Raw genomic sequence first — 16,465 nt, 5'->3', positions numbered from 1 at the left:
GTGCAGCCATGGGGCGGATCAAGAGTGCGGGGTCCGGGGACACGACTTCTCCCAGGGACAGCGGGTAACGTCGGGGCCGTGCCCGTCGACCCACCCGCTCGCCTCGCTGGGGAGACCTCACCGCACAGCGCGGGAGGTCAGCAGCGCGGCGCGCAGCGTCCCCAGTCCCGCGGATCGGGGACGAGCGCGGTCGAGGTCCGCCGCAGCGCCAGGCGCAGCAGAACGGTCTCCGCCTACCGCGAGGGGGACCGCACCATCGTTCTGATCCCCGCCCGGATGTCGGAGGCGGAGGAGCGGCGCTGGGTGGGCGTGATGCTCGACAAGCTGGCGGCGCAGGAGAGCAAGCGGGTACTCGGTGACGCCGAACTGACGGAGCGCGCGGAACGGTTGTCCGCCCAGTATTTCGACGGGCGTGCCAGGCCCGCGTCGGTGCGCTGGGTGACGAACCAGAACACCCGCTGGGGTTCCTGCACTCCGGCAGAGGGCAGCATCCGGCTGTCCCACCGCCTCCAGGGCATGCCGGAGTACGTGGTGGACTACGTGCTCCTCCACGAGCTGGCCCACCTGCTCGTTCCCGGTCACGGACCCCGGTTCTGGCGACTGCTTGAGGCCTACCCCCGCACCGAACGGGCCCGTGGCTACCTGGAGGGTGTCGTGGCCGCCGGCCGGCTGCCGCACCTGCCCGCCGACCGCGGAGAGTGACTGTCGACGGTCCTGTACCGAATGTGTACCGGCTTGGCTCAATCTCACGCCCAGCGGTTAGCCTGACGCGACGCATTCAATTCGGGATGGGGGACGGTCGTAACGCATGGCCAGGGAATTCCAACGCGGCCACAAGGCCAAGATCAGTGATCTCACTCCGGGAACGGATCTGTACGTAGGCGTGCAGATCGCGGCTCCTGGTCTGACCTTCGACAGCAGCTGCTTCGGACTCGATGCCAACGAGCAGCTCTCCGACGACCGGTACTTCATCTTCTTCAATCAGCCGAAGTCGCCCGAGGAGTCCATTCAGCTGCTCGGCGCGCAGTCCGGCGACACCGAGTCGTTCCGCGTCACGCTCGACCGCATTCCGGCGAACATCCACAGGCTGTCCTTCACCGCCACGATCGACGGCGCCGGTCAGATGTCGCAGATCGGCCCCGGGTACATCCGTATCGTCGCGGGCGGCGAGGAGGTCGTCCGTTACGCCTTCACCGGCTCCGAGTTCACCACCGAACGAGCCGTGATGCTGGGTGACTTCTACCTCAAGGACGTGTGGCGTTTCGCCGCCGTCGGCCAGGGGTTCGACGGCGGGCTCGAGGCCCTGCTGAAGAACTTCGGCGGCGAGGTCGCGGAGGAGGAGGCGCCTGCCGCTCAGCAACCGCAGGGCGCAGCGCCGTCGTTCGCCCCGCCCCCGCAGGCGGCGGCCCCGGCCCCGGCTTTCGGCGCGCCCGCACCCGCGGCGCCGCCGGCTCCCCAGGCGCCGCAGCCCGCACCGGCCTTCGGAGCGCCGGCGGGCCAGGCGCCCGCGGCCCCGCAGCCCCAGATGCACAGCGCGCCCACCATGGCGGCGCCGATGACGCCGCCGGCCGGGACGGTTCCCCCGCCCGCCCCGTCCCCGTACGGACAACCGCCGCAGCAGCCGCAGCAGCCTCAGTACGGTCAGGTCCCCGGGCAGATGCCGGGTCAGGTCCCCGGGCAGATGCCCGGCCAGGCGCCTCAGCCGGGCATGCCGTCGCCTTACGGTCAGCAGGCTCCCGCCCCGTACGGCCAGCAGCCTCCCGGCATGCCGCAGGGAGGGATGCCCCAGGGCATGCCCCAGGCCGGCGGCGGTCTGCAGGCGGCCCTGCAGCCGTACCGCGAGACTGCCACCGGCCAGCGGTGGACCCCGCAGAACCAGCAGCTCATGCGGGTCGACCTGACCATGGGCGGCATGCCCGTGCTGGCACGTCAGGGCAGCATGGTCATGTACCAGGGCAAGGTCGACTTCAGCTACAAGGGCGCCGGCTTCGCCGGCCGGGTCGTCGGGAACGCCACCGGCCAGGAGATGCAGCTGATGCGCTGCACCGGACGCGGCCAGGTCTTCCTCGCCGAGGACGGCTCGCACCTGCACCCCATCGAGCTCCAGGGCGACGGGATCTGCGTCTCCGCGGAGAACGTCCTCGCCTTCGACGAGTCCCTGCAGCACGAGGTCCGCCGCATCGAGGGTCACGGCATCCCCGGCGGCGCGCTGTTCACGATGATGTTCCAGGGCACGGGCACGGTCGTCGTCAAGACGCACGGCATCCCCGTGATCCTGCCGGTCACGCCGACCACCTTCGCCGACTGCAACGCGGTCGTCGCCTGGTCGGCCGCCTCGCAGGTCATCCTCTCCAGCCAGGTCCGGCTGCGCCGCAACGCGTACCCGGGACACAGCGGAGAGACCGTGAACCTCCAGTTCCGGGGCGCCCCCGGCAACTTCATCGTCGTCCAGCCGTACGAGGTCTGAGGGAGCCCTGACAATGAACCAGCAACTCGCGGGCTTCGCCCCGACCCCCGTGGTGGCCCGGATGGAGAACCACGGCCGCACCATGCTCAAGGTCGCCATGGCCACCGGCCAGGACCTGTACGCGCGCACCGGCTCGATGGTCGCCTACGAGGGCTTCGTCCAGTACGAGCCCAACCCGCCCGCCGTCCGCCAGATCGCGGCCCAGTGGGTCACCGGCGAGGGCGCGCCCATCATGAAGTGCTCGGGCGACGGCCTGCTCTACCTCGCCGACTACGGCGCCGACGTGGTCGTCATCAACCTCAACAACGACTCCCTCTCGGTCAACGGCACCAACGTCCTCGCCTTCGACGCACACCTCCAGTGGGGTGTGGAGAAGGTCAAGGGACTGGCCAAGTTCGCCGGCCAGGGCCTGTGGAACGTGGAGATCGCGGGCACCGGATGGGTGGCCCTGACCTCGCGCGGCACGCCGATCGTCGTCGACTGCGGCCGCGGCGAGGACGAGACGTACGTCGACCCCGACGCGCTCGTCGCCTGGTCCCCGAACCTGAAGGTGAAGGGCAAGCGCAGCTTCAAGGCGTCCTCGCTGATCGGGCGGGGCAGCGGGGAGGCCTACCAGATGGCCTTCTCCGGCCAGGGGATCGTCGTCGTACAGCCGAGCGAGGACAGTACCGACCGCCTGCGGATCCGGCACTGAGGGGGAGCGAGAACACATCATGCAGAGTCCTCTTTTCAGCCACACAGAACAGCAGAGCCAGGACCGGTACGTCGTCCAGAACCCGCAGCTGCTGCGGGTCTCGCTGACCGGACACGACGACGTCCTGGCCCGCAAGGGCGCCATGGTCGCCTACCAGGGCCTCGTCGACTTCGACGGCGAGTACCAGACGAGCAGCCAGCGCAGGGCCCGCGCCAACACCGGTGAGGGTCTCGACCTGATGCGCTGCTCCGGGCAGGGCACGGTCTACTTCGCCAACCTCGCGCAGTACGTCCATGTGGTGGACGTCGACCAGGACGGCATGACGGTCGACAGCGCGTACGTCCTGGCGCTCGACTCCACGCTGCACACCGAGGTGATCGCGGTGGACAGCCAGTACGGCATCTCCGGGTCGGGCAAGTACCAGCTCAACATCTCGGGGCGGGGCAAGGTCGCTCTGATGACCTCGGGCCAGCCGCTGATGATGCAGGTCACCCCGGACAAGTACGTCAACGTCGACGCGGATGCCATCGTCGCCTGGTCCTCGGCGCTGCGGGTGCAGATGCAGGCGCAGACCCACTCCTCCGGTGTCCGCCGCAGGCGCGGCAACACCGGAGAGGGCTGGGAGCTCAGCTTCCTCGGCCAGGGCTTCGCCCTGGTCCAGCCCAGCGAGGTCATGCCGCCGCAGAACGCCGATCTCGGGCAGGGCGTGCGCGCCCAGTTCGGTGTCGGCCAGCACGGTGCCCATGCCCAGAACCAGAACAACGCCTGGAACTAGCGCGGAGACACAGCACGGGTAAGGGGCGGTCGCCATGGCGACCGCCCCTTACCCGTGCTCCTGCTAGCGCTGGAGAGCCTCCCGCGTGCGCTCCATGAGCTGTACGACGGAGGTGTCGGCGACGCCGGCCACCTCGTCGTAGCGGAACCAGCGCAGATCCAGCGACTCGTCGCTGATGGCCTCGACCGCTCCCGCCGGGGCGAGCGCCGCGTACTGCACGTCCAGATGCCAGTGGCACGGCGCCGGAATGGCGTGCCGGTCCAGGGTGACCGGCCCGCCGGGCAGCAGCTTCAGCCCTGGGATCCCCGACTCCTCCGTCGCCTCGCGCAGCGCCGCCGCGGCGAGGGACGTGTCGCCCGGTTCGCAGTGGCCGCCCATCTGCAGCCACATGCCGAGCTTCTTGTGCAGCGTCAGCAGCACCCGTCCGCGCTCGGGATCGACCACCAGGGCGCTGGCCGTCAGATGTCCCGCCCGGCAGGCCTTCCACATGCCGTCCGGATGGGCCTGAAGGTGGTCCAGGTACGTCTGGCGCAGCGCCGCCTGGCTTCCCTGCCCGTCGTAGTCCTTCAGGACGAGCAGCGCGTCTTCGTGGAGGCTCACTTGCCGGTCTCGTCCTCGTCCGTCCCGGAGCCGTCGTCCGTCCCGGAGTCGTCGGCCTTCTCCGTACCGGGCTTCTGCGCCCGGCCGCCGGCCGCTTCGCCGAGCATCTTGTCCAGCTCGGAGAAGTCCAGCTGCTCGCGGTGGACGAAGCCGTCCGGGTCGTCGAGGTCGGTGGCCGTCGGCAGCATGTCGGGGTGCTCCCACAGAGCGTCCCGCCCGTCCATGCCGCGGGCGTCGGTCAGCGAGGCCCACAGCCGCGCCGCGTCCCGCAACCTGCGCGGACGGAGCTGAAGGCCGATCAGGGTGGCGAACGTCTGCTCGGCGGGACCGCCGGAGGCGCGGCGCCGGCGCAGGGTCTCGCGGAGCGCGCCCGCGGACGTCAGGCGCGACGAGGCGGCCTCATGGACCACCGCGTCCACCCAGCCCTCGACCAGCGCGAGAGCGGTCTCCAGGCGGGCCAGGGCGGCCTTCTGCTCCGGAGTGTCCTCCGGCTGGAACATGCCCTGCTGGAGTGCTTCCTGCAGCTGCTCGGGATGGGTGGGGTCGAACTGGCCGACCACGTCCTCCAGCTTGGAGGTGTCCACCTTGATGCCACGGGCGTAGCCCTCGACCGCGCCGAACAGGTGCGACCGCAGCCACGGCACATGGGCGAAGAGCCGCTGGTGGGCGGCCTCCCGCAGAGCCAGGTACAGCCGGACCTCCTCGCGGGGCACGCCGAGGTCCTTGCCGAGCGCCTCCACGTTCAGCGGGAGGAGGGCGGCCTTGCCGGCCGGGCCGAGCGGCAGACCGATGTCGGTCGAGCCGACCACCTCGCCGGCCAGCACACCGACGGCCTGGCCGATCTGCTGCCCGAACATCGCGCCGCCCATGGAGCGCATCATCCCGATCAGCGGACCGGCCATGGCCTGCAACTCCTCGGGCAGGACATCACCCATGGCGAGGCCGACACGCTCGGCGACCGGGTCCACGAGCTGCTGCCACGCGGGCAGGGTCGCCTCGACCCACTCCGCGCGGCTCCACGCCACGGCCGTGCTCGCGCCGGAGGGCAGCGACGTCACGCCGTCCAGCCACAGGTCGGCCAGCCGCACGGCCTCCTCGACCGCGGTCCGCTCGACCGGGCCGACGCTCGCGTCCTTGGTGCCGTCCGGTGTGCCCTGGGCGACGGTCTGGCGGGCGATCTGCTTCGCCATGTCCCAGTTGACCGGGCCGCCCTCGTAGCTGAGCATCTGGCCGAGCTGCTGGAAGGCAGCGCCCAGGTCGTTCGGGTTCAGGGAGCCGAACATGGCCGCGAAGGGGTTGTCCCCGCCGCTGTCCCCGAAGCCGAACCCGAAGGGGTCGGCGGGGGAGGACCCGCCGGAGCCCTGACCACCTCCTGCGGGATCCTTCTTCTTGCCCTCGTCGCCGTTCTCCGGCTCCTCCGGCGGAAGGCCGAATCCGAATGGGGTGTCACTCACGGGTTTCCTCGGCTCGTAGGACCGCCGGCTTCCTGCCGGCGGCGACTGCCCGACAACACCATCCAGCGTAGACATCCGAACCGCTTATGGGCTCGATGCTCCGCCGACACTGGGCCTGCGGCAGGATGGACGCCACCTGGTGCGTATGCGTCATTCGCTCACGTACTGAAGACAACCGCTGGAGACGCCTGGTGAGTTCCCCAGATCCGCAGGTTCGCGCAGCGCGAAACCGCTCAACCCCGACCGGGGGCCGCGGGCCGTCGGGCCGTGGCCCCGTGGTCGCCGTCACCGGTGCCGCCACCGGCGTCGGCGACCTCCTCACGAGGCGCCTGGCCGCGTCCGAGGAGGTCAAGCAGGTCGTGGCCCTGGACGAACGCCGGGGCGAGGTGTCCGAGGCCCAGTGGCACATCCTCGATGTGCGGGACCCGGCCATCGCCGAGAAGCTGCGCGGCGTCGACGTCGTGGTGCATCTGGCGCTCGACCTCGACCTGGAGTCCGATCCCGCCGCACGGACCGCGTACAACGTGCGCGGCACCCAGACGGTGCTGACGGCCGCCGCCGCCGCCGGTGTCCACCGTGTCGTCCTGTGCACCTCGGCCATGGTCTACGGGGCGCACCCGGACAACGACGTCCCCCTCTCGGAGGACGCGGAACTGCGTGCGACCGCGGAGGCGACAGGGGTCGGCGACCTCCTGGAGATCGAGCGGCTGGCCCGCCGGGCTCCGCGCGCCCACCCCGGTCTCAACGTCACCGTGGTCAGGCCGGCCGTCCTGGTGGGCGGCACCGACACCGCGCTCACCCGCTACTTCGAGTCGCCACGGCTTCTCGTGGTCGCCGGATCACGCCCCACCTGGCAGTTCTGCCACGTGGAGGACCTGGTGAGCGCGCTCGAGTACGCCGCCCTGGAGAAGGTCGAGGGCGAGCTGGCCGTGGGCTGTGACGGGTGGCTGGAGCAGGAGGAGGTCGAGGAGCTCAGCGGCATCCGGCGCATGGAGCTTCCCTCGGCGGTCGCCCTGGGCGCGGCTGCCCGCCTCCACCGCATCGGTCTCACGCCCTCCCCCGCCGGGGACCTTGCCTACACGATGCACCCCTGGGTCGTGAGCGTGAGTGGCCTGCACGACGCCGGCTGGCGACCGCAGTGGACCAACGAGGAGGTGCTGGCCGCGCTCCTCGAGGAGGTGGAGGGCCGGCACACGGTGGCCGGCCGCCGGCTCGGCCGCAAGGACGCCACGGCCGCGGGCGCCGCGGGTGCGACCGTCGCGCTGCTCGGCACGGCGGCCCTGGTCCGCCGGGCGCGCAAGGCACGGCGGAGGATCTGAGGCGGCGGGCCCGGGAAGCTGTAGGAGGCTCCAAAGGGGATCGTCCTCGAACGGTCGAACGGGCTATTCCGCGTTGTCGGTGCCGTACGGCACGATGGACGGCATGGCAAGCACGTACGACCATCCAGGTGAGCAGGCGGCGCAGGACCCGATCCGTCTGCTGGCGATCCGCGACACGCCGCTCTCCCTCGACGAGGTCTTCGCGGCGGTCGGCGACGACGCGGCGGGTGGCACCGCCCTGTTCGTCGGCACCGTGCGCAACCACGACGGTGGCGTCGATGTCGACGCCCTCGGTTACTCCTGCCATCCCACGGCGGAGGCGGAGATGCGCCGTGTCGCGGAGAAGGTCGCCGCCGACTATCCGGTCCGTGCGCTCGCCGCTGTCCACCGTGTGGGTGACCTCGCGGTCGGGGATCTCGCGGTGGTCGTCGCCGTGTCCTGCCCGCACCGGGGCGAGGCGTTCGAGGCGTGCCGGAAGCTGATCGACGACCTCAAGCACGAGGTGCCGATCTGGAAGCACCAGCGGTTCTCCGACGGCACGGAGGAGTGGGTGGGCGCCTGCTGAGGGCAGCCGGACGAAGCAATTTTCCGCTCATCCGTCCGCTGAAACGCGGTCGGTACCCATCCGCCCGATTTGCGTAACCCCACCCCTGCCGTGAGCGTTGAACCGGCAGATGACTAATCTGCTGATCACTTGGTTGCGTGTGCTCATGGGGTAGGGAGGTCGCGATGGCAGTTCTGGCCTGGTTGCTGATTCCGCTGTTCGCTGCTGTCGGTGCGGCGATATGGGCGGGCTGGGCTTCACGGGACCGCACCAGCGGTGACGTGGCGGAACTCGCCGGCTATGCCCGCTTCCGCGACGTGATGGAGAAGGCCGCCTCCGAGACTGTACGCCCCTGATCGCCCCTTCCGCGGCCGCCGAGCGGCCCGGGACGGCCCCCCGGACGACCGGCCCCGACCGTGCGTCCACAGGCGTGTCCCGTACTGTCGTTCCATGCCACGCCGCACCGCGACGATGCTCGCCTCCACCCTCGTCTTCATTGCGCTGCTCTGCGCAGGCGTGTTCCTCAAAGTCCCTTACGCGGAGATGTCGCCCGGACCGACGGTGAACACCCTCGGGTCCGCGGACGGCGAGCCGGTGCTCGACATCTCGGGCCACAAGACGTATCCGACGACCGGCCACCTGAACATGACGACGGTCAGGGTCACCGGCGCCGACTACCGGATGAACCTCCTCGAGGCGGTCTACGGCTGGGTGGCACACGACAATGTCGTCGTGCCGCACGACACCCTCTACCCGAACGGGAAGACGGAGGAGGAGTCGACGCAGGAGAACGCCGAGGAGTTCAGTCAGTCCCAGGAGAGCGCCAAGGTCGCCGCCCTGCGTGAGCTGAAGATGCCGGTCAAGGCCCGCGTCGTCGTCTCCTCCGTGGTCAAGGGATCGCCGTCGCAGAACAAGCTCCACGCCGGGGACGTGATCCGTGCCGTCGACGGCACCGCGGTCAAGCAGCCTGAGGACGTCGCCAGGCTCGTCGTGAAGCACAAGCCCGGTGAGGACGTGGTCTTCACCGTGGTGCCCGCGGACGAGGCGGCCGCCGCGGAGAAGGCGGGCAAGGAGCCGACGGGCACCGAGAAGGTCACCGTCCCGACGGTCAAGGCGGAGGACGACGGCCGGGCGATCGTCGGGATCCAGGCGGGCACCGACCACACGTTCCCGTTCGAGATCGACATCAATCTGGCCGACGTCGGAGGACCGAGTGCCGGTCTGATGTTCGCGCTCGGCATCGTCGACAAGCTCACCTCCGACGATCTGACCGGCGGCAGGTTCGTCGCCGGCACGGGCACCATCGACGACTCCGGCAAGGTCGGGCCGATCGGCGGCATCGAGATGAAGCTCGTCGGCGCGCGCAACGCCGGCGCGGAGTACTTCCTCACCCCCAGCGACAACTGCGCTTCCGCGGTCTCCGACATCCCGGACGGACTGACGCTGGTGAAGGTGGACACCATCGCGGACGCGCGGAAGTCACTGGCGAAGATCAATTCGGGTGCCACCGCGGACCTGCCGAGCTGCTCGGCAAGCTGACAGCCCGCGACCGCGGACATCGACGCCGCGCCCCGTCGGGGCGCGGCGTCGGCATGTGCGGGGGGCTACGACTCGAAGGTGGCGGCCAGGGCCTCGGCCAGCCCCGGCACCAGCCCGGCTCCGGTCAGCACCTCGTTCGGGGAGTCCTTCTCCCGCAGTCGCAGCGCGGACTCCCGGCTGCCGTCGCGCAGCACGGCCACCGTCATCCGGACCTCCTGACGGTCCGGGTGCTCGGCGACCCACCGGGTGAGGGCCGCGTCGTCGAGGCCGACCGGCACGGAGGCCTCCGCGGAGGGCGGCAGCATCAGGCGCTCCACCGTCAGGGCGCAGCCGGCCACCGCGTCGGGCCAGGCGATGGTGCCGAGGAACTCGTCGAGCGGGGTGCCGGCAGGGATCTCGTCCTGCTCGACGGGGGTGAGCGGCGCGGCGGCGTCGTCAGCGGCGTCCAGACCGAGCTGGCGGGCGAGGCCCGGCTCCTGGGAACGCAGCTGAAGGGTGTCGACGAGGGCGAAGAGACGGGCCGGCTGGTCCCAGCCGAGACCGGAGGCGTACTCGTCGATCTCGAGCACGGCGCGGGTGAGCGGGCTCGCGGCCATCGGGGGGCCGGAAGAGGAATCGTTGGGCATGGTCAATATCCTGCCTCCTTCCTGCCCCGCGACGGGAACTAGGTAAAGCCTCAGTAAGTTGCATGAGTGGGCTCTACGATCGCGGGGCCCGATTCACACAACCGCGAACTTCGAGGGGCGCACGTTGGCTTTCCAGATGCCGGACCGCGGCGGAGGCCCGACAGGGCCACGGATCAGAGTGGGCCGGCCCTCCCGGCGTGTCCGCACCCTGCTCATGACACTCGGCGTCCTGGCCGTCCTGTCCATGGTGTTCGTCATGTTCTCCGGGTTCTGGACCGACTGGCTCTGGTACCGCTCGGTCGACTACTCGTCCGTGTTCACCACCACCCTGTGGACCAAGATCGGCCTGTTCGCCGTCTTCGGTCTGCTGATGGCGACCGCCGTCGGGGTGAACATCTGGCTGGCCCACCGGCTGCGGCCGCCCCTCAGCGCGATGTCGCTCGAGCAGCAGAGCCTCGACCGGTACCGCATGGGCATCGCCCCGTACAAGAAGTGGGTGCTGCTCGCGACCACCGCTCTCGTCGGGCTGATCGCCGGTGCCTCCGCCACGAGCCAGTGGCGCACGTGGCTGATGTGGGTCAACGGAGTGCCCTTCGGTCAGAAGGACCCGCAGTTCCAGATGGACGTCGCGTTCTACGCGTTCGACCTCCCCTGGTACCGGTTCCTGCTCGGCTTCGGGTTCGCGGCCGTCGTGCTGTCGCTGATCGCCGCCGCGCTGACCCACTACCTGTACGGCGGGCTGCGCATCACCAGCCCCGGCGCCCGGGCGACCGCCGCGGCCACCGGCCATCTGTCGGTGCTGCTCGGCCTGTTCGTCGCGCTGAAGGCCGTCGCGTACTGGCTGGACCGCTACGGGCTCGCGGTGAAGTCCAGTGACTTCAAGGCGACCGACAACTGGACGGGCCTGCGCTACGTCGACGCCAACGCCTACCTGCCGGCGAAGACGATCCTGTTCTGCATCGCCGTCATCTGCGCGCTGCTGTTCTTCGCGACGCTGTGGCGCCGCACCTGGCAGCTGCCGGTGATCGGCTTCGGCCTGATGGTCCTGTCGGCGATCCTGATCGGCGGCCTGTACCCGGCCATAGTGCAGAAGTTCCAGGTCCAGCCGAACGAGCAGGCCAAGGAAGCGCCGTACATCGAGAAGAACATCGAGGCGACGCGCAAGGCCTACGGCATCGACGGGGTGAAGCCCGGGGACTACACCGGCCGGGGCGAGGTCAAGGACCCGGCGCAGCAGCGGAAGAACGCCGACGCGGCCGCCAGCTACCGCATAAACGACCCGAACATCGTCTCGCCGACGTTCCAGCAGCTGGAACAGGAACGGAAGTACTACCAGTTCCCCTCCACCCTGGACATCGACCGGTACGACGGCCAGGACACGATCATCGGTCTGCGTGAGCTCAACCTCGCCGGGGTCGACAAGCGCAACTGGATCAACGACCACTTCACGTACACCCACGGCTTCGGCGCCGTCACGGCCAAGGGCACGGCGACGGCCGAAGGCACCAGCGGTGCCCCGGCCTTCACCGAGTCCGGTCTGCCGACCAAGGGCATGCTCGGCGACTACGAGCAGCGGATCTACTACGGCGAGAAGACCACGCAGTACTCGATCGTCGGCGGCCCGCAGAAGGAGCTCGACTACGAGCAGGACGGCGGCCGTCAGGTCACCACGAGCTACAAGGGCAAGGGCGGCATCGACGTCTCCGGCCCGCTCAACCGCGCCGCGTACGCCGTCGCCTTCAGCGAGCCGCAGATCTTGTACTCGGGAGCCATCGGCGACGGTTCCAAGATCCTCTACAACCGGACGCCCAAGCAGCGCGTCGAGGCGGTGGCCCCGTGGCTGACGATCGACGGCGACGCCTACCCCGCCGTGATCGGCAAGCGGATCCAGTGGGTCATCGACGCGTACACGACCACCAACGGCTACCCCTACGCCTCGCGCACGACGCTGGGTGACACCACGGCCGACTCGCTGACCGACCGGCAGCGCGCGGTGGTCGCGCAGCAGAACCAGGTCAACTACATCCGTAACTCGGTGAAGGCCACCGTCGACGCCTACGACGGCACCGTCACGCTGTACGAGTGGGACGAGAACGACCCGGTGCTGAAGACCTGGAAGAAGGCCTTCCCCGGCACGGTGAAGGCCAAGGGCGACATTCCGGAGGAGCTGCGGGAGCACCTGCGCTACCCGCAGGACATGTTCAAGGTGCAGCGCGAGCTGCTCGCCCTCTACCACGTCACGGACGCCGGCCAGTTCTACAACGCGAGTGACGCCTGGCAGGTCCCCAACGACCCGACCAAGGCGGACAGCAACGCGGTCCCGCCGTACTACCTGTCGATGAAGCTGCCGGGCGACACGGCGCAGCAGTTCTCGCTGACGACGACGTTCACCCCCAGCGGACGGCCGAACCTCCGGGCCTTCATGGCGGTCGACGCCGACGCCAAGAGCAGCGACTACGGCCGGATCCAGCTGCTGCGGGTGACGGACGACAACGTCGACGGACCTGAACAGGTGCAGAGCCGGCTCAACCGTCACGGGCCCATCGCGACCTACGTCCGTGACCTCAAGGGCGCGGATTCGACGATCAAGTACGGCAATCTGCTGACCGTTCCGCTCGACAGAGGCTTCCTGTACGTCGAACCGATCTACGCCCAGGGACGGGGATCCGAATTCCCGCTCCTGAGCAAGGTCGCGGTCGTCTACGGCCAGAAGATCGGTTTCGCCGACGACCTCGCCGGCGCGCTCAGTCAGGTCTTCGGCGCGGAGGGGGCACCGGACGAGGAGACTCCGCCGGCCGACCCGGACGAGCCGCCCACCGAGCCCACCGAGCCGCCGGTCACCGGCGACGGCGCTCTCCAGGACGCCATCGCGGACGCCCAGAAGGCGTACGACGACGCCAAGGCGGCCCTGGAGAAGAACCCGACGGACTGGGCCGCGTACGGCAAGGCGCAGGCCGCCCTGGAGGCCGCTCTGCAGCGGGCGGCGGACGCGCAGAGGGCACAGCCGGAGTCCACGCCGGGTTCCGAGGCGAGGCCTGAAGCCGAGCCGGATGCGAAACCGGACGAAGGTGCGCCCGGGGGCTGAGGGCTGAAGGGCTGAGAAGGCACCATCCCGCGTCGTGGTACGGTTGCAACACAACGACGCGGGGTGGAGCAGCTCGGTAGCTCGCTGGGCTCATAACCCAGAGGTCGCAGGTTCAAATCCTGTCCCCGCTACTGAAGAAGAGGGCCCGGATCCTTCAGGATCCGGGCCCTCTTCATGCCTGTGCTCATCTTTGTGACGCCGAAGTGCGCGCCGAGGGCCGCCAGTTGGGCCGGAACGTGTTTGACTTATCTCTCTGTGGGCATGTCGACAAAACGCTGAAGTGACCTCACTGGCTGCGGTATACCAGGTGTACGCGGGTTGCAGGTGGTGCGACGATGGAATTTATGGGGGACAGGGCAACTCTGTTGGAGACAGGGCGGTTTGTGCAGCCGCATGCCGGAGACGTGGCGGACGCGATCGACGTCGCGGTCCGTGTCGACCACATGGGCAAGGACCGGAACGTCACCAGCCACGACAACACGGACGACAACAGCGCCGACACGGTGGAGACCGCCGGTGCGGAAGCCCGCCACCGGAGCGCCGCCGACGCCGGTGACACCGCGGCGATGAGCGTCCTCGGCGCGCTGCTGCTGCGCCGCGGAGACCTCGACGGCGCTGAGCCCTATCTGCGGGGCGCGACCGCCGACGGCGACCGCGCCGCGGCCAACAACCTCGGCGTGCTCCTCCACCAGCGCGGCTACGCGGACGAGGCTGCCGGCTGGTGGCGGATCGCCGCAGTGGCCGGTTCCGCCGCCGCCGCGCACGCCCTCGGACGTCACTTCCGCGAGCGGGGCGACGAGCCCGCCGCCGAGTACTGGCTGCGCCAGTCCGCCGAACAGGGCCACGCCCTCGGCGCGTACGCCCTCGCCGACCTGCTGGAGCACCGCAGCGACGTGGGCGCGGAGCGCTGGCTGCGCACGGCCGCGGAACAGGGCCATCGCGAGGCGGCGTACCGGCTCGCCCGCGCACTGGAGCGCCGGGCGGCGGAGGAGTGCCGCAAGACCGACGGCGTCGGCCGGCTGGTCGGCACCGGCCCCGTGGAGACGGGTGCCGCGAGGGACGCCGTGCGGCGTGCCCGCCGCGGTGAGGACGGCGCGCGGCCCGTCGGTGTGCCCAAGGGCGGCGCGGGACGGCCCGGGCGTCGCGACGAGCCGGGCCCGGGCGCCGTGGGGCCGACCGACCCGGCGCTGCGCGTGCTCACGAACGCGGAGACCGCCTCGGGGGAGCACCCGGCAGGGCGCCGGGCACGTGACGGCGCGCAAGGGCTGCCCACGGACCAGGGCAGCGCCCTGCTCGACGAGGCCGCCCAGTGGTACCGGCAGGCCGCCGCACGAGGGCATCGGCGGGCCGCCCTGCACCTCGGGGCGATCCTCGAGAGGCGCGGGCAGCTGAAGGAGGCCGGACGCTGGTACCTCACGGCCGCCAAGGACGGAGAGGCCCGTGCCGCCTGCGCGCTCGCCTTCCTGCTGCGCGACGCCGGAGACGAGGAGAGCGCCGCCGTGTGGTGGCTGCGCGCCGCCCAGGAGGGCGACGGCAACGCGGCCAACGCCCTCGGCGCGCTGCACGCGGCCAGGGGCGAGGCGCAGACGGCGGAGCGCTGGTACCGCGCCGCAATGGACGCGGGTGACGTCAACGGCGCGTACAACCTGGGTCTGCTCTGTGCTGCCCAGGACCGGACGGCCCAGGCCGAGCAGTGGTACCGCCGCGCCGCCTACGCCGGGCACCGCGAGGCCGCCAACGCGCTCGCCGTCCTGCTGCTGCAGGCCGGCGACCCGGTCGGCGCCGAGCCGTGGTTCTCCAAGGCGGCGGAGGCCGGAAGCGTCGACGCCGCGTTCAACCTGGGCATCCTGCACGCCGGCCGCGACGACGACCGTACGGCTCTCACCTGGTACGAGCGGGCTGCCGCGGCCGGGCACACGGAGGCGGCGCTCCAGGTCGGCATCGCCCTGCTCAGGGACGGTGACGAGCAGGGCGCGGAGCGCCATCTGCGCTGCGCCGCGGGCGGCGGCAGCGCGGAGGCGGCGTTCCGGCTCGCCAGTGTGCTGGACGCCCGGCGACCGCCTCCCGGTCCGCCGGCGCTCGGCGAGCCGGTGGCGGAGAAGAGCGAGTGCGAGGAGTGGTACGAGCGGGCCGCCGAGCAGGGCCACCGCCGTGCCCAGGTGCGTGTGGGCATGCTGGCCGCCGCCCGGGGTGACATGGCCGACGCCGCCCGCTGGTACCGCGAGGCGGCGGAGGCGGGCAGCCGGAGCGGGGCGTTCAACCTCGGGCTCCTGCTCGCCCGCGAGGGCAGCGAGCGGGAGGCGTCGCTGTGGTGGACCCGGGCCGCGCGGGCAGGGCACGGCAGGGCCGCGCTGCGGCTGGCGCTGCTCGCCGCTCGCCGGGGAGAGCTGGCCGAGGGGCAGCGCTGGTGTGCCAGGGCCGTCGAGCTCGGCCCCGCGGAGGTCGCCGAGAGGGCCGCGCGACTGCGTGAGGCGCTGCTCCAGGAGCTCACCGCTTAAGGGATTTGCGCTGGTCGGCGGGGTGACGTAAGGTTGTGTTCACCGACGCGGGGTGGAGCAGCTCGGTAGCTCGCTGGGCTCATAACCCAGAGGTCGCAGGTTCAAATCCTGTCCCCGCTACTGAAACCGAAGGCCCGGATCCTTGGATCCGGGCCTTCGGTGTTTTTGGCGTCGCGCACCGGCCCGAAGATGCCGGCGCCGGGGAAGCCGTGTCGGAAACCGGACGGGGTGACCCCGCCGGAAATCCGGACGCGAAGAGGCCCCCGATGCGGACATCGGGGGCCTCTTTCTCGCGTATGTCAGCCGGCGGCGCAGTTCGGGCAGGTGCCGCGGTACGTCACCTCGACGTCGGAGATCGTGAAGCCGAAGCGCTCCGTGTCCGGGAGGTCGGCCAGCGGATTGCCCACCGGGTGCACGTCGCGGATCGCGCCGCAGCGGGCGCAGACCAGGTGCTGGTGAGGGCGGTGGGCGTTGGGGTCGTACCGCTTGGCGCGGCGGTCGGTCGACACCTCGAGCACCTCGCCGAGGCTCACCAGTTCGCCGAGGGTGTTGTAGACGGTCGCCCGGGAGATCTCCGGCAGCCGCTCCACCGCGCGGGCGTGCACCTCGTCGGCGGTCAGATGCACGTGTTCGCCGTCGAGGACCTCGGCCACGACACGCCGCTGGGCGGTCATGCGCCAGCCGCGTCCGCGAAGTCGTTCCAACAGGTCACTCATGAGCACCAGCCTAACAGTGGTGGGAGCCGTATCCCGAACAGGTGTGACTTTGGATGTTCGCTTGACTTAGACATTGTCCATTGTAGGATCGACTCCGGCACACGCCAAGGGACAGGTCGTGTGCAGAAACGACTGGGCAGTACATGAC

General features: G+C 70.5%; 14 protein-coding genes and 2 tRNA genes. 12 read left to right on the top strand and 4 right to left on the bottom strand.

The window, feature by feature from the left end; genetic code table 11:
• Positions 1-78: 78 nt before the first annotated feature.
• From SPRI_RS13155 to SPRI_RS13140, 4 genes are all read left to right on the top strand, one after another.
• Complete coding sequence (locus SPRI_RS13155; protein WP_005312242.1) at positions 79-702, top strand: M48 metallopeptidase family protein; 624 nt, start codon at positions 79-81, stop codon at positions 700-702.
• Positions 703-808: 106 nt separating this feature from the next.
• Complete coding sequence (locus SPRI_RS13150) at positions 809-2,467, top strand: TerD family protein (RefSeq protein WP_053556948.1); 1,659 nt, start codon at positions 809-811, stop codon at positions 2,465-2,467.
• Positions 2,468-2,480: 13 nt separating this feature from the next.
• Positions 2,481-3,161 (top strand): AIM24 family protein, encoded by a 681-nt coding sequence (locus SPRI_RS13145; protein WP_005312237.1) that lies wholly within the window; start codon positions 2,481-2,483, stop codon positions 3,159-3,161.
• 19 nt (positions 3,162-3,180) lie between these two features.
• A complete protein-coding gene (locus SPRI_RS13140) occupies positions 3,181-3,936 on the top strand; it encodes an AIM24 family protein (RefSeq protein ID WP_005312234.1) in 756 nt (251 codons plus the stop codon).
• A 63-nt stretch (positions 3,937-3,999) separates the two neighbouring features.
• On the opposite strand, the gene SPRI_RS13135 is transcribed toward SPRI_RS13140, so the two are convergent.
• The gene (locus tag SPRI_RS13135; RefSeq protein WP_005312231.1) at positions 4,000-4,536 is read right to left on the bottom strand and encodes an NUDIX hydrolase; all 537 of its coding nucleotides are present in this window, start codon (positions 4,534-4,536) and stop codon (positions 4,000-4,002) included.
• On the bottom strand, positions 4,533-5,990 hold the full coding sequence (locus tag SPRI_RS13130; RefSeq protein ID WP_005312228.1) for a zinc-dependent metalloprotease: 1,458 nt from the start codon (positions 5,988-5,990) through the stop codon (positions 4,533-4,535). The genes SPRI_RS13135 and SPRI_RS13130 overlap by 4 nt, the downstream gene beginning before the upstream one ends.
• A gap of 191 nt (positions 5,991-6,181) precedes the next feature.
• Between SPRI_RS13130 and SPRI_RS13125 the strand changes: the two genes are divergently transcribed.
• The 4 genes from SPRI_RS13125 (at position 6,182) to SPRI_RS13115 (ending at position 9,392) form a co-directional block, all read left to right on the top strand.
• Positions 6,182-7,309, top strand: coding sequence for an SDR family oxidoreductase (locus SPRI_RS13125; RefSeq protein WP_005312225.1), 1,128 nt, complete (start codon positions 6,182-6,184; stop codon positions 7,307-7,309).
• Between the two features lie 103 nt (positions 7,310-7,412).
• The gene (locus SPRI_RS13120) at positions 7,413-7,874 is read left to right on the top strand and encodes a molybdenum cofactor biosynthesis protein MoaE (RefSeq protein WP_005312224.1); all 462 of its coding nucleotides are present in this window, start codon (positions 7,413-7,415) and stop codon (positions 7,872-7,874) included.
• 164 nt (positions 7,875-8,038) lie between these two features.
• The gene (locus SPRI_RS38835; protein WP_182327792.1) at positions 8,039-8,209 is read left to right on the top strand and encodes a hypothetical protein; all 171 of its coding nucleotides are present in this window, start codon (positions 8,039-8,041) and stop codon (positions 8,207-8,209) included.
• 94 nt (positions 8,210-8,303) lie between these two features.
• Positions 8,304-9,392 (top strand): YlbL family protein, encoded by a 1,089-nt coding sequence (locus tag SPRI_RS13115; protein WP_005312219.1) that lies wholly within the window; start codon positions 8,304-8,306, stop codon positions 9,390-9,392.
• A gap of 65 nt (positions 9,393-9,457) precedes the next feature.
• On the opposite strand, the gene SPRI_RS13110 is transcribed toward SPRI_RS13115, so the two are convergent.
• Entirely contained in the window at positions 9,458-10,018 is a 561-nt protein-coding gene (locus SPRI_RS13110) for a PPA1309 family protein (protein WP_078535257.1), read from the bottom strand.
• Positions 10,019-10,154: 136 nt separating this feature from the next.
• Between SPRI_RS13110 and SPRI_RS13105 the strand changes: the two genes are divergently transcribed.
• The 4 genes from SPRI_RS13105 to SPRI_RS13090 all read left to right on the top strand — a co-directional run bounded on the left by SPRI_RS13105 (position 10,155) and on the right by SPRI_RS13090 (position 15,721).
• Complete coding sequence (locus SPRI_RS13105; protein WP_182327995.1) at positions 10,155-13,103, top strand: UPF0182 family membrane protein; 2,949 nt, start codon at positions 10,155-10,157, stop codon at positions 13,101-13,103.
• 57 nt (positions 13,104-13,160) lie between these two features.
• Positions 13,161-13,234: transfer RNA gene (locus SPRI_RS13100), tRNA-Met, on the top strand.
• A gap of 204 nt (positions 13,235-13,438) precedes the next feature.
• On the top strand, positions 13,439-15,601 hold the full coding sequence (locus tag SPRI_RS13095) for a tetratricopeptide repeat protein (protein ID WP_053556947.1): 2,163 nt from the start codon (positions 13,439-13,441) through the stop codon (positions 15,599-15,601).
• A gap of 46 nt (positions 15,602-15,647) precedes the next feature.
• Positions 15,648-15,721: transfer RNA gene (locus SPRI_RS13090), tRNA-Met, on the top strand.
• 179 nt (positions 15,722-15,900) lie between these two features.
• Here the strand turns inward: SPRI_RS13090 and SPRI_RS13085 are convergent.
• Complete coding sequence (locus SPRI_RS13085; protein ID WP_005312205.1) at positions 15,901-16,317, bottom strand: Fur family transcriptional regulator; 417 nt, start codon at positions 16,315-16,317, stop codon at positions 15,901-15,903.
• Between the last annotated feature and the right edge of the window lie 148 nt (positions 16,318-16,465).

The organism is Streptomyces pristinaespiralis (assembly GCF_001278075.1).
Classification (GTDB): Bacteria; Actinomycetota; Actinomycetes; order Streptomycetales; family Streptomycetaceae; genus Streptomyces; species Streptomyces pristinaespiralis.
The sequence above is the reverse complement of the archived record's forward strand: the minus strand, read 5'-3'. Positions and strand labels throughout refer to the sequence as shown.